Genomic DNA, 13361 nt, shown 5'->3' on the forward strand with positions numbered 1-13361 from the left:
GTTGATTCCTCCTTATCCTTTGTTTTTCGATAATTTTCGCGTAAGCGGCGCAGGATTTGACGAACGTTTCATAAAGGATTCCTCCCTGTTATTGAAGAAGTATACATTATATAAAGGAGAGGATATCCAGATGAAGAAAACGACTACCAGACAGAAGGTTATGGATGTTGCTTCCCGTCAGTTTTTTTTGAAAGGTTACAATGGAACTTCTGTCCGCGATATTGCAGGACAAGCAGCTGTAAATGTGTCGTTAATCAGTTACTATTTTACAAATAAACAAGGTCTGTTGGAAACTTTGATTGTCGACTATTATGAAGGATATATTCAGCAGCTTGAACAGCGTACAGAAGATACTGCCTGCCTGGAGCCTATAGAACAGCTCTGTGAGTTGATAGAAGCTATTTTACATTATAAGCAAGAGCGCCATCAACTAACCTGCCTCATCCAACGCGAACTGTCCCTGGATAACCAATTCGTCCGTGAAATGCTGGTAACTTATCTTTCAAAAGAAAATCATTTACTATATAATCTTTTTCGCGATGCCGTCTTGCATATTGCAGCAGACAATAAAGAAATAAAGTTTTTGTACCTCCAGTTCAAGGGTATGCTGCAATCCCCTTATGCCATGCCGAATGATTGGAAGGATTTTGTAACTTTTGACCAGTCCCATCATTACTTTGCAAAACAATACAGTAAAACAGTACAAAGATGGGTGAAAATGATGTGTGCTCAGCCTTTGATGAGTGTCTGATTAATTTTGTTGAATCCTTGCCCGACGGCATTGCTTATATGCGCATCGGATCCATAAATAAGTGGAATTCCTAATTCAACAGCCTGTTCTGCAATGTGGGGTGCCGGGTAGCTTTCCTGGCATAATGACTTGAAAAAACCTGCAGCATTGTAGTCAAGCTGGTAATTTTTTTCTGCAATTTGTCTTAGCAGTTTAGGGACAGGCTCATCCCAATTGTCAGGAGAGGGAAATCGTTGATGGAACTTCCTGACAAGTGACATATGACCAATACGTTCAGGCTTGTATACCCCCAGGTCGCTGGAGACTGATTTTTCCACCGTAGCGAAATAGGTATTGTAAAGCATTTCGATCGAACCGAAATCATCAACAGCAGCCAGGAAAGACTCAGGGGAAAAATCAATACAGTGATAAGCGGAAGGCCCTTTTAAAAAGTGGACAGAAAGAATGGAATCATCAAGTTCACTGCCATACTCGTTTAAAAAGGTTCTTGTTCCCGGTTCATGTCCTTCAATGTAATCAACCTCAAAACCAAGAAGAATATCAATATTCTTTTGATATTCTTTTTTGATTTCTTTAATCTTTGTAATATAGCTTTCGAGTAATTGTTGTTCCATTCCACTGTCCTTATCTGGGACCGGGTCTGTAAATGTTTTCGGAAGCGGGGCATGTTCCGTAAATGTCATGGAAGTAAAGCCCTTATTTATTGCTTCTTCCACATAGGATTTCAGGCTGTCGCGAGAGCCGTGTGGACAATAAGGTGTATGTATGTGACCGTCTCTTAACATGGATTTCCTCCTTGCCAGTAGAAAAAAATGTCATATTGTTAATTATTTTGAAATATTTTAGCAAAAATGAACCGAGTCATGGTATCATTATAACAACAATTATCACATTGTGCGTGTTTCATCTTTTTCTGATTTCAGTGCGACTTTGCGGCTGAATCAGTCCTTATAAAACAGGTTATCAAAGCTATCTTCAGGATTGGTCATATGTAAGGAGGCTGGTTATGGAATATTTGATTGGGGCAATATTGGTGGTGGTCGGTATCATCATTTTCGGGTTGATTACCCGGAAGAAATTATATGATGAAGTCGACAAGCTTGAAAATTGGAAATTGGATATTATGAACAGAAAAGTAACGGAAGAACTATCCAAGGTGAAGCACTTGAACTTATCAGGAGAAACACAGGAAAAGTTTGAGAAATGGCGGAACCGCTGGGATGAGATTCTTACAAAAGAACTTCCTAATTTAGAAGAGGACTTGTTTGACGTGGAGGAAGCAGCAGATAAATACCGCTTCACTAAAGCAAGACAGTCTATTAAATTGACTGAACAGAAACTGCAGCAAACCGAAAAAGATATTGAGGAAATGTATAAAGAGCTTGAACATTTGCTTGATTCTGAACAAACAAGCAGACAGGAAGTAGAACATGTACAGCCTGCCATAAAAGAAATTAAAAAAGATCTTTTGCAAAACCGTCATAAATATGGGAAAGCTGAATCAGTGTTCGAATCCGAACTGAAAGATTTACAGGAGAAATTAGATTCATACTTCTCCTTGGTAGACCAAGGTGATTATCTTGAAGCAAGTCAACTTGTTGCTTTACTGAAAGAAAATTTGCAGGAACTTGAAAGCCGAATTGAGGTTTTCCCAGTATTGTATAAAAAGTGCAAACAGGAACTTCCTATCCAATTGGATGATATTATATCAGGAATGGCAGAAATGAAGGAAGAAGGATACCGAGTAAGCCACCTGGGCTTTGAGAAAGAGATACATAATCACCACGAAAAACTGAAGGAATGCGTAGCTCAGTTGGAAAAAGGCAGGGTTACGGGCATTGAGGAGTTCATTACGGAAACTGAACAGCGGGTACAGGAAATTTATCAGCTTCTGGAAAAAGAAGCGATTGCCAGAAATTATATTGATAAACAATATGATCCGTATCATAAGCATTTGGAAGAGTCTAACAGAATTCTGCTTGCAACTAAGCATGAAGTGGAAGACCTTCAACAGACTTATCACCTTGAAGACCAGGATATGGGAAAGCAATTGGAGCTTGAAAAGTGGATGGCTAAAATAAAGAAACAATTCCTCGATTTTCAGTCGAAGGTGGAAGATGGGACAACTGCCTACAGTGAATTGAGGGAAATGCTGGAAAATAACCAGCAGCAATTGGAAGAATTGCAAAAAGAGCATAAGGTTTTCAGTGATAGGATAAAAGCCATTAGGCAAGATGAATTTGAGGCGAAAAATAAGCTTTCTGATATGCAGCAGACTTTGCTGGCAACCAACCGAAAATTGAAAAAAAGTAATATGCCAGGTATCCCGGAAACACTTCTAGCCGAGCTTGATAAAGCAAGGGAAGAAGTGGCTAACGTTTTTGACTGTTTGGATCGACAGCCGGTGGACATGACAGAGGTAGGCTTTGCATTGGATGAGGCTATTCAGACAGTCGAGCAAGTAAATGAAGAAGCAAACAGGACGATCGATCATGCATATTTAGCTGAACAGGTGATTCAGTATGGAAACCGCTATCGCAGCCAGTACCCTTTGGTAGCTGCCCGTCTTTCAGAAGCTGAAAGGGAATTCCGCTCCTGTAATTATGATGCTGCGCTAGATCTTGCAGGAGAAACGATTCGCCAGGTTGACCCAGAAGCGTGGAAACGTCTGGAATCTGAAGTGGAAGTTCTGGTTTGATTACAACTAATCAATAAACAAGTTTATAAATGCTAAGGGGACCTGTCGGAAAACAGCACAGGTCCTTTTTTTACTGTTAAGAACCATTGGATAGGAAATGAATGGTTATGGATAACACTATTGCAGAATTCTTCACTGAATGCGGTTTAAGGGTCAGGGGATCTTTGTTTAAATTTCTGATTAGGTATGATAATATATTAGATTGCAAAATCACACAAAGGAGTAAAAACCAATGATTTATCTGGATAATAGCGCAACGACCAAACCACACCCGGAGGTACTGGAAGCTTACCACAAAGTTGCAGAACATTATTTTGGAAATCCTTCTTCCATCCACCATTTTGGAGGGGAATCCGAACGGCTGTTAACCCACTCCAAAAAACAGGCTGCAAACATTTTGAATGTGTTACCAGAAGAAATAGTGTTCACCTCTGGAGGTACAGAAGGGAATAATATGGCAATTAAAGGAATTGCATTTGCTCATCAGAACAGAGGTAAACATATAATTACAAGTCAAGTAGAGCACCCTTCTGTTTTGGAAGCTTGTCACGCGCTCGAATCATTGGGTTTTGATATTACTTATCTTCCTGTTTCAAAGGAAGGAATTGTAAATGTAGATGATCTCAGAAACAGTATCACTCCGGAAACCATACTGGTCAGCATTATGTCAGTCAATAATGAATTAGGAACAATCCAGCCCATTTCAGAGATTGGGACAATTGTTAAAAAACACCCAAAGATCTTTTTCCATGTTGATCATGTTCAAGGATTAGGAAAAATAGCATTGGATTTCAAGGCAGCTGGTGTTGATTTATGTACAGTTTCTGGACATAAAATCCATGGGGTGAAGGGAACTGGTGCTTTATTTATTCGGAAAGGTACCACTTTATTCCCGTTACAGCATGGAGGGGGACAGGAAGGAACTTTCCGGTCCGGCACGGAAAATCTGGCAGGAATCGTTGCATTTACTAAGGCTCTCCGCCTTATAAAGGAAGCACAGGATGAAAATCAGGTAAGACTGCTTAAGCTGAATAAAATGTTAAGAGAACATTTAAGAGAGATTCCTCAAGTAATCATTAATAGTCCTGCAGGGACCGTCCCGCATATTCTCAATTTTTCGGTTCCAGGCTACAAGCCTGAGGTTATCATCCATTCCTTAGGGGAAAAAGAAATTTATATTTCCACTAAATCAGCCTGTTCATCGAAGCGGAGCGATGAAAGTGCAGTTCTTGCGGCCTGCCAACTAGGAGAAGCACGTGCAACAAGCGCACTGAGAGTGAGTCTTTCTTATGGTACTACTGAAGAAGACATTGAAATTTTTATTAATGTTTTACGAAGAATAGTAAATGAATTACACGAAGTGATGGGGTAGATATTATGAAATTTGATCAGATAATGGTCCGGTATGGAGAAATGGCCCTTAAGGGAAAAAACCGACACAGCTTTGAAAACAAATTGCACAGCAATTTATCCAAGAAATTACGCAATTTTCCTGCTGTTAAAATCAAAAAGACGCGTGACAGGATGTATGTGCTTTTAAATGGAGAAAATCCATATGCAGTAATGGAGAAATGCCAGGAAGTTTTTGGAATTCAAAGCTTGAGTTTTGCGGTCCGCATTGAGCAGTCAGAAGACAGTATTAAAGCAGCTGCCTTGTATGCTATGAAAGAGGCTGAAGGGGCACGTACCTTTAAGATTTCCACCAAGCGGACGGACAAACAATTTCCGATCCGCTCCCAGGATATGAATCAAATCCTGGGAGGGCATATCCTCAGTAATACGGAGGGTATTACAGTGGATGTCCATAATCCAGATGTCGAAATCAAAGTTGAAGTTCGTCAGGACGCTGCTTATGTCACTTCGCAAAATTATCCTGGAGCCGGAGGACTTCCTGTGGGAACAACAGGAAAAACTTTGCTATTACTTTCCGGAGGTATTGACAGCCCGGTGGCAGGGTATCTGGCAATGAAACGTGGCGTCGAGGTCGAAGCAGTACATTTTCACTCCCCTCCATACACGAGTGAACGTGCCAAACAAAAAGTGCTGGATTTAGCACAGGAAATGACACGATACGGTATAAAACTGAAGGTTCATATTATTCCATTTACAAAAATACAACAAAAAATTCATAGGGAAATGCCGGACGGCTACAGTATGACAATCATGAGGAGAATGATGCTTAGAATAAGTGAGGCCGTTGCAAAAGAGCAAGTGATTCTCTCCTTTACAACCGGTGAAAGCCTTGGCCAAGTCGCAAGCCAGACGATGGAAAGCATGAGTGCCATTAACGATGTTACCAACTACCCGATCATTCGGCCTCTGGTAGCAATGGATAAATTGGAAATCATTGATATTTCCAGAAAAATCGGCACCTATGATATTTCCATCCGACCTTATGAAGATTGTTGTACGGTTTTTGTACCAAAAGCACCTAAAACAAAACCGAGTAAAGAAAAAGCATTGGAATATGAACAAAGTACGGATTTCTCTGAGGATATTAAGGAAGCATTGGAACAAAAGGAAGTCATCAGCTTCTCACAGAAAAAGTCTTCTGAAGCTAAATTTGAAGACCTGTTTTGATTAACAAGAAATACCAGATGAACATATGAATGAAACCTTTCTCGTTACACATGATAGAAGTGACGAGGAGGTGAGACAAAATGGCTCAAAACCAATCTAACCAATTGCTTGTACCTGGTGTACAACAAGCTCTAGACCAAATGAAATACGAAATCGCTCAAGAATTCGGTGTTCAACTTGGTGCTGACACTACTTCCCGTGCTAACGGTTCTGTAGGTGGAGAAATCACTAAGCGTCTAGTCCAAACTGCTGAACAGCAATTCGGTGGACAACCTAAATAATCAATTAAATAGAATGGCAAATGGCCTTGCTGCACATGCAGTAAGGCTTTTAAGTTTTTATAGAAACCTTTTTGATTGTTGTATCATTATACTAACAGTAAATGACATCTGCTAAGGAGGCCCATAACTCAAACCCATAACAGCTCCTCTTCCTTCTTTTACTTATGCAAGTTCTTTGTATCTTCTTCTGGTAAATTATATAGTATTATCATATACAAGTTGATTATATGGAATTCGGGAGGAATTGGTATGGCTAAGCTTTGGTACGGTGGGAAAATTTATACGATGGAAAAAGAAGGAGAGTGGGTAGAGGCGGTTGTCACAGAAAACGGAAAAATTCTTGATGTTGGTGATACCCAGGAGCTCTATCGTACATATAAAGACACATTGACGGATGAACATGAGTTAAAAGGCCATGTCATGTACCCTGGTTTTGTTGATAGCCATCTGCATATCATTGGTCACGGAGAAAGACTGCTCAGGCTCGACCTTTCCTTCATGAAGTCGGCGGAAGAAGTGAAATGGGCTTTGAGCCAGCATGCGGAAAAATTGGAAGAAGGAGAGTGGATTATCGGAGATGGCTGGAATGAAAACCAGTGGGAAGATACACGTATCATTCATAAGAATGAACTGGATGAGATAACTACTAAACATCCAATGATGTTAACCAGAGTTTGCAGGCATGCCGTGTTAGCCAATTCAAAGGCAATGGAGCTTGCTGGTGTGACCCCTTCCACTCCAGACCCGCAAGGCGGGGTAATTGCCAGATCTGAAAACGGAGAACCGATCGGATATTTCCATGAAAAAGCGCAGGAGCTTATCAAGCAGGCAATGCCTGAAGTAACCCCCCAATATCTTGAGCATGCAGTACAACTCGCAGTAAACGATATGCACATGCATGGTTTAGTTGGAGGCCATAGCGAAGATTTGAATTATTATGGGGGATTTAAAAAAACATTTGATGCCTTTACAGAAATAATTGACGGGAAAAAGCTCAAGTTCCGGGCTAACTTGCTCGTCCACCATGAGGTAGTCGAGGATATGCATGATCATGGACTTTCCTACAAAAGCGGGACTGAGTTTGTCGAGTTAGGTGCAATGAAGATATTCTCAGACGGAGCATTAGGCGGGAGAACTGCCTGGCTATCTGAACCCTATACTGATGACCCGATGAACCGTGGGGTTGCAATTCATGAACAAAGTAACCTGGAAAAACTAGTGAAGAAAGCCAGAGCGAAGAACATGCCTGTAGCTGTTCATGCTATTGGTGATCAGGCTGTAGATGCCACTATTCAAGCAATCAAAAAATACCCGTTGCCAAGCGGGGAAAGGGACAGAATCATCCATGCCCAAATTTTGCGTGAAGATCTTTATTACAGATTAAAAGAAGTAAACGCAATCCTGGACTTACAACCGACGTTTGTTTCTTCAGATTTCCCTTGGGTCATCGATCGCCTTGGTGAAAAACGGCTGAAGAATTCCTACGCTTGGAAAACTTTATTGGAAAAAGGTATACCATGTGCAGGTGGCTCGGACGCCCCAATAGAAGAAATCAATCCATTACTGGGGATCAGAGCAGCAGTCGAACGACGGGCTAGCTATGACCAGCAAATTTATACAAAAGAAGAACAATTATCGATGTTTGAAGCCATTTCCTTGTATACGAAGGGAAGTGCTTATGCAATCAGACATGAGCATGACAGAGGGAAGATTGCAAAAGGCTACGTTGCAGATTTTACTGTTTTGGACAGGGATCTGTTTTCACTTGCTCCCCATGAAATTGTCGATACTAATGTATCCATGACAGTGGTTGATGAGGAACTTATGTACCAGCGGATATAGCAATTAAGTATTAGAAAAACTTGGCTTTTCGCACAGTCCTTATGGCGAAAAGCCTTAGTTTTACTTATACTTTAATCCTTTAACAAAGTTAAACTTTCTAAAAATATAACAAAGGCTGCCTCTGGATATTACGAGGCAGCCTTTGTGAATCTTCACAGGAATGTTCGTTGCACACGATCCCAGAAAGAATTGTCCTTCATTTTTACGGTTTTAATCACTTTATCGCTCAGTTCAATCGATAATTCTTTGATATTTCGGATGGAGTAGGCTTCGTTGTCCATTCCAATAATCGGATAGTCATTACCGTCCTGCTGTACCTTTAGCTTCAGCTTCCGCTCCCCACTAAGCACAAATGAAGACCCTAGTGTCCTGTAGCGGTTATTGTTCAGGGAGGCTATTTCACTTACCTGGAAGCATGGCAGCTTTGGATCAATGACTGCTCCTTTCGTTGATTTGTTATAACCGGTGCTCCCAGTAGGGGTTGCTACGACCAGACCATCTCCCCGGAAGGTTTCGAATAGCAAATCATCAATCATAACATCGATGACAATGGTTTTGATCAAGGTGGAACGCACACTGCATTCATTCAGGCAAAGAATGGTTGCTTCGTTATTGACGGTCGTTTCGATGACGGGGAAGCGTCTTACCTCAAGGTCGGCATGCAACATAGAATTGACCATTGCATCAAAATCATCAATATTAAAATCACAATACAGACCTGCTTCTTCTTCTCTCCGAATCCCTACATATAGACAATCCTGTCGAAAGCCTGTTTTCCTTACTGCCTGAAGGAATGTACCATCACCGCCTACACTGATGATGATGTTGGCATGTTTGGAATCGTCCAATATCGTAAATCCATTCTGTTCAGCCAGCTCGAATAAAGGCTGTAATTTTTCATCCAGTTCATGATTTGGCGGGTAATAAAAATATAGGTTTTGGCGTGTGTTTGCCATATGTAATCCTCCCTGGTACAAGTTGCTTTTATTTTATCATCTATCATTATAAAGGGAAAACAAACAGAAAAAACATCTGTCTGCTGTTTAAGTCAACACAAATAGGATGATACTAATGAACAGGTGAGGATGATGGGATGGATCTGGATCATCATAATTATAGCAGTGCTTTCGCTCTTAATATTTATTTTATTGACGAGCAGAATATCACTCCATTTAAAGCTGAATATCATTCCTTCTGAAAAACGACTATACTTAGTCGTTTATTTGGGGTTTCTTCCTATCTATAAGAAACAGGTTGACTTTGAAGAAATGCTGGAATCCGAACAAGAATTGGATGAAATGGAAGCGAAAGCCGAAAAGGTTATTCGAACAAAATGGTCTGATATCAAAAAAGCGGAAAAGCCCAGCTGGGATCGGCTGTTGAAAATCGGAAATACATTAACGATTCATAAAATGGAAAGCCGTTTATATATTGGGACAGGAAGCGCTTCGTCTACCGGAATCATTATGGGGCCATTACTAGGGATAACCGCTTTGCTTGAACAACTGATCCATCGAGTATTTTCGGTAAATAATCCAATTGTGCTGCAAGTGGAGCCATCTTTTCATTTAAAGTGTTTTCAGATGACAGCAAATGGTATATTTTCCTTTAGGCTAGGTAAGGCTATATATGTGTGGTTACGCTACGTGAATAGAAAACCTGGTAAAACCAGGAATTAGCAGGAGGTATCATGATGGATCATCCAATTCAAGGCTTGATGACCACAGCGATGGACAGTTTGAAAGACATGATAGATGTCAATACGATTGTGGGAGAAGCGGTAGAAGCACCAGATGGAAGTATTATTATTCCTGTATCGAAAGTTGGTTTTGGATTTGCTGCTGGGGGCAGTGATTTTAAACCGATGTCGAGAGGTGGAGGCGAAGGTGACCAGGGCCAGTCAGACGGTATGGAGTTACCATTTGGCGGCGGAAGTGGTGGTGGAGTATCCATTACACCAATTGCATTCTTGATTGTAAGAAAACAAGGTGTGCAAATGATTCACTTAAATGAACAGGCGCACTTATATGAAAAAATGCTTGATCTCGCACCGCCTGTGATTGAAAAGATCCAGGAGCTTTTGCAAAAGGATAAAAAGAACAGCGACCAGAGTCAAGGACAGCATCAAAGCAGGTCCAGACGCTCCTCATCTTCCCAGGATCTCTTATGATAGTTTACATTAGACATTCCTAGAAACTGCCTTCATAATGTTGAATAGGCAGTTTTTTTATTGAAAAAGGATGAAGGAGGACGAACGAATGGCTTCAATCACTTTTAAAGAGAATCCTGTTACATTATTGGGTAATGAGGTCAAGGAAGGTGATAAGGCACCTGACTTTACAGTTCTTGCCAACGATCTTAGTGAAGTAAACCTCGATGACTATGAAGGTAATGTGAAACTGATCAGTGTAGTCCCATCACTTGACACGGGAGTTTGTGATGCTCAGACTAAACGGTTCAACGAAGAAGTGACAAAACTGGATAATGTTAAGGTTTTGACGATCAGTATGGACTTGCCTTTTGCACAGAAACGCTGGTGCGGGGCTGCAGGAGTGGAGAATGTCGACACATTATCCGACCATAGGGACGCATCCTTCGGAGAAGCTTATGGTGTATTAATTCAGGAAATGCGTTTGTTAGCTCGTGCTGTGTTTGTCGTTGATTCCAATAACAATGTGACGTATGTCGAATATGTAAGTGAAGCTACCAATCATCCTGATTATGAATCAGCTATAACCGCTGCTGAAAAAGCACAATAAACCACATTAAGCAGTTAAATTCAATGAAAAGTAAGCAGCATGACGCATTCCTGTTAAATGAATGCGTCATTTGCTTGTTTGGAAGTTTAAGGAGGAAGGTTAGGCAATGCAGCAAAAGAACGTAGAAGAATTATACGAGTGGATTGATGAAGCAGCTACGACCATTGAATATCAGGAAAATGCCACCTACCTGGAAGCGGTGGCCGATGCTATGGATATACTTTTCCATAGAACACCTTTCGAGGACATGTCCGACTTGTTAAAACAACAATTAGAGAAACATTTGAAGGAAGTAAGTATAGAAAAATACGAGAAGGAAGAAATAAGGAAAGCAACACAGCTAGCCATTCTAAAAGGTATGAAAGGAGCAACACAGCAGCAGCACCTGATTACGCCTGACTCGGTCGCGATGTTTATGGGGTACCTTACTCAGCGGCTGTTTCCTGGTAACGAAGCGTTGGCGCTGTTTGATCCTGCATGCGGTACGGCGAATCTGTTGACAGCTGTCATGAATCAATTGGACAGAGAGGTAAAATCCTATGGAAGTGATGTCGATGAGACATTGATGAAGCTGGCACTGGCAAATGCTAACCTGCAGAAAAATGAAATCGAATTTTTCCACCAGGACAGCCTTCGCCCATTCTTAATGGAGCCGGTTGATTTTATCCTTTCAGATTTGCCAGTCGGGTATTATCCTGATGATATTCAGGCGGAAAGGTTTACATTGAAAGCGGAGGAGGGGCATTCTTATTCCCATCACTTATTTATCGAGCAAGGGTTGAACTATGTGAAAGACGGCGGCTTTCTGATGTTTATTGTGCCTAATTTTCTTTTTGAGAGCGACCAATCTTCCCAATTGAATACGTATTTAAGAGAGAAAGCCCATATTTTTGGAATGCTTCAGCTTCCTGAAAGCTTTTTTAAAGAAGAAAAACACGGGAAAAGTATTTTGATCCTCCAGAAAAAAGGAAAACAGACTAACGCTCCGAAAGAAGCATTACTCGCAAAGCTGCCATCTTTCAAAAATCACCATGCCATGGCAGATATAATCGGTCAAATCGATCAATGGTTTACAAAAAATCATCCTTCCTAATTGTGTGAAAATAAAAAATTCCGCACGTAAACGTTACCAATTCTCCTTGTGTCTTGAAAATGAAAACATAGGGTGGTTAAATGGTATTGGTAAGAAAAGCCGAACCTATTTTTAAGGGGATGAAGAACCTTGAGTAAAATCATTGCAATAAATGCCGGCAGTTCTTCGTTGAAATTTCAGTTGATTGAAATGCCGGAAGAAAAAATCATTACTAAAGGACTAGTAGAACGAATAGGAATAAATAATTCCATTTTTACAATAGAAGTGGATGGAGAGAAAGACACCACCACGACAGATATACCAGATCATGCAGAGGCTGTTCGTATACTTCTAGACAAGCTGACATCTGCAGGAATCATTGATACCCTTGATGAAATTGATGGTGTGGGACACCGCGTTGTCCATGGCGGTGAGCGTTTCAGCGATTCCGTGATGATTACAGAAGAAGTCATCAAGGAGATTGAAGACGTATCAGAATTAGCACCTTTGCATAATCCGGCAAATCTTACAGGCATCCGGGCTTTTAAAGAGGTATTACCTGAAGTTCCGTCTGTAGCGGTGTTTGATACAGCATTTCACCAGTCCATGCCTGAGCAGTCTTATTTATACAGCCTGCCGTATGAATATTATGAGAAATATGGTATTCGGAAATATGGATTCCATGGTACTTCCCATAAATACGTATCGGAGCGTGCTGCCGAAATGCTTGGACTTCCGGTCGAACAGCTGCGTGTCATTTCCTGTCATTTAGGTAACGGTGCCAGTATTGCTGCCATTGAAGGAGGAAAGTCCATTGACACCTCCATGGGCTTCACCCCGCTTGCCGGTGTGACAATGGGGACCAGGTCGGGCAATATCGACCCTGCTCTAATCCCTTATATAATGGAAAAAACAGGAAAATCTGCTGCGGAAGTCATGAATGTATTGAATAAAGAAAGTGGCATGCTTGCCCTTTCAGGATTTTCAAGCGACCTACGTGATATTGAAGAAAAAGCGCTGCAAGGGGAAGAAAGAGCAGAGCTTGCCCTTGAGGTATTCGCAGCTCGTATTCACAAATATATAGGTTCTTATGCTTCCAGGATGCATGGGGTTGATGCGATTATTTTCACAGCTGGGGTTGGAGAAAATAGTACATCAATCCGTGAGCGTGTATTAAAAGGACTGGAATTCATGGGAGTCTACTGGGATCCATCCTTGAATCAAGTACGTGGACGGGAAGCATTCGTCAACTATCCTCATTCCCCGGTAAAAGTAATGATTATCCCGACAAATGAGGAAGTCATGATAGCAAGGGATACGGTACGACTTTCCGGATTGAAGCAAGAATATTAACCTACAGGGCACAGGTGATACCACT

General features: G+C 41.1%; 13 protein-coding genes. 11 read left to right on the forward strand and 2 right to left on the reverse strand.

The features are described from left to right. The first annotated feature begins 130 nt into the window (after window positions 1-130). Window positions 131-751 (forward strand): forespore capture DNA-binding protein RefZ, encoded by a 621-nt coding sequence (refZ, locus tag JOC33_RS19040; RefSeq protein WP_205094198.1) that lies wholly within the window; start codon window positions 131-133, stop codon window positions 749-751. Here refZ and hisJ read toward each other — a convergent pair. Continuing rightward, window positions 730-1536, reverse strand: coding sequence for a histidinol-phosphatase HisJ (gene hisJ / locus JOC33_RS19045; RefSeq protein WP_205094200.1), 807 nt, complete (start codon window positions 1534-1536; stop codon window positions 730-732). The two genes, refZ and hisJ, sit on opposite strands and share 22 nt — an antisense overlap. A gap of 221 nt (window positions 1537-1757) precedes the next feature. Between hisJ and ezrA the strand changes: the two genes are divergently transcribed. The 5 genes from ezrA to JOC33_RS19070 all read left to right on the forward strand — a co-directional run bounded on the left by ezrA (window position 1758) and on the right by JOC33_RS19070 (window position 8152). Continuing rightward, entirely contained in the window at window positions 1758-3449 is a 1692-nt protein-coding gene (gene ezrA / locus JOC33_RS19050; RefSeq protein WP_205094202.1) for a septation ring formation regulator EzrA, read from the forward strand. Between the two features lie 232 nt (window positions 3450-3681). Further along, window positions 3682-4821 (forward strand): cysteine desulfurase family protein, encoded by a 1140-nt coding sequence (locus JOC33_RS19055; protein ID WP_205094204.1) that lies wholly within the window; start codon window positions 3682-3684, stop codon window positions 4819-4821. 5 nt (window positions 4822-4826) lie between these two features. Beyond that, a complete protein-coding gene (gene thiI / locus JOC33_RS19060) occupies window positions 4827-6029 on the forward strand; it encodes a tRNA uracil 4-sulfurtransferase ThiI (protein ID WP_205094206.1) in 1203 nt (400 codons plus the stop codon). An 80-nt stretch (window positions 6030-6109) separates the two neighbouring features. Continuing rightward, entirely contained in the window at window positions 6110-6310 is a 201-nt protein-coding gene (locus JOC33_RS19065; RefSeq protein ID WP_205094208.1) for an alpha/beta-type small acid-soluble spore protein, read from the forward strand. Between the two features lie 249 nt (window positions 6311-6559). After that, window positions 6560-8152, forward strand: coding sequence for an amidohydrolase (locus JOC33_RS19070; protein WP_205094210.1), 1593 nt, complete (start codon window positions 6560-6562; stop codon window positions 8150-8152). Between the two features lie 152 nt (window positions 8153-8304). Here the strand turns inward: JOC33_RS19070 and JOC33_RS19075 are convergent, their stop codons facing one another. Beyond that, window positions 8305-9108: an NAD kinase gene (locus JOC33_RS19075; protein WP_205094212.1), complete on the reverse strand. Its 804-nt coding sequence runs from the start codon at window positions 9106-9108 to the stop codon at window positions 8305-8307. Window positions 9109-9237: 129 nt separating this feature from the next. Here JOC33_RS19075 and JOC33_RS19080 point away from each other — a divergent pair, with 129 nt between their 5' ends. The 5 genes from JOC33_RS19080 to JOC33_RS19100 all read left to right on the forward strand — a co-directional run bounded on the left by JOC33_RS19080 (window position 9238) and on the right by JOC33_RS19100 (window position 13336). Beyond that, window positions 9238-9831: a DUF2953 domain-containing protein gene (locus tag JOC33_RS19080; RefSeq protein ID WP_205094214.1), complete on the forward strand. Its 594-nt coding sequence runs from the start codon at window positions 9238-9240 to the stop codon at window positions 9829-9831. Window positions 9832-9842: 11 nt separating this feature from the next. Then, window positions 9843-10322, forward strand: coding sequence for a GerW family sporulation protein (ytfJ, locus tag JOC33_RS19085; protein WP_205094216.1), 480 nt, complete (start codon window positions 9843-9845; stop codon window positions 10320-10322). Between the two features lie 88 nt (window positions 10323-10410). Further along, a complete protein-coding gene (tpx, locus tag JOC33_RS19090) occupies window positions 10411-10911 on the forward strand; it encodes a thiol peroxidase (protein ID WP_205094218.1) in 501 nt (166 codons plus the stop codon). Between the two features lie 106 nt (window positions 10912-11017). Beyond that, window positions 11018-12004 carry a class I SAM-dependent methyltransferase gene (locus JOC33_RS19095; RefSeq protein ID WP_205094220.1) on the forward strand — a complete coding sequence of 329 codons (987 nt, stop codon included), beginning with the start codon at window positions 11018-11020 and terminating at the stop codon, window positions 12002-12004. Window positions 12005-12133: 129 nt separating this feature from the next. Continuing rightward, window positions 12134-13336 (forward strand): acetate kinase, encoded by a 1203-nt coding sequence (locus JOC33_RS19100; RefSeq protein ID WP_205094222.1) that lies wholly within the window; start codon window positions 12134-12136, stop codon window positions 13334-13336. The last annotated feature ends 25 nt before the right edge of the window (window positions 13337-13361 follow it).

The sequence above is a fragment of the Thalassobacillus pellis genome (assembly GCF_016908295.1).
GTDB lineage: Bacteria > Bacillota > Bacilli > Bacillales > Halobacillaceae > Thalassobacillus > Thalassobacillus pellis.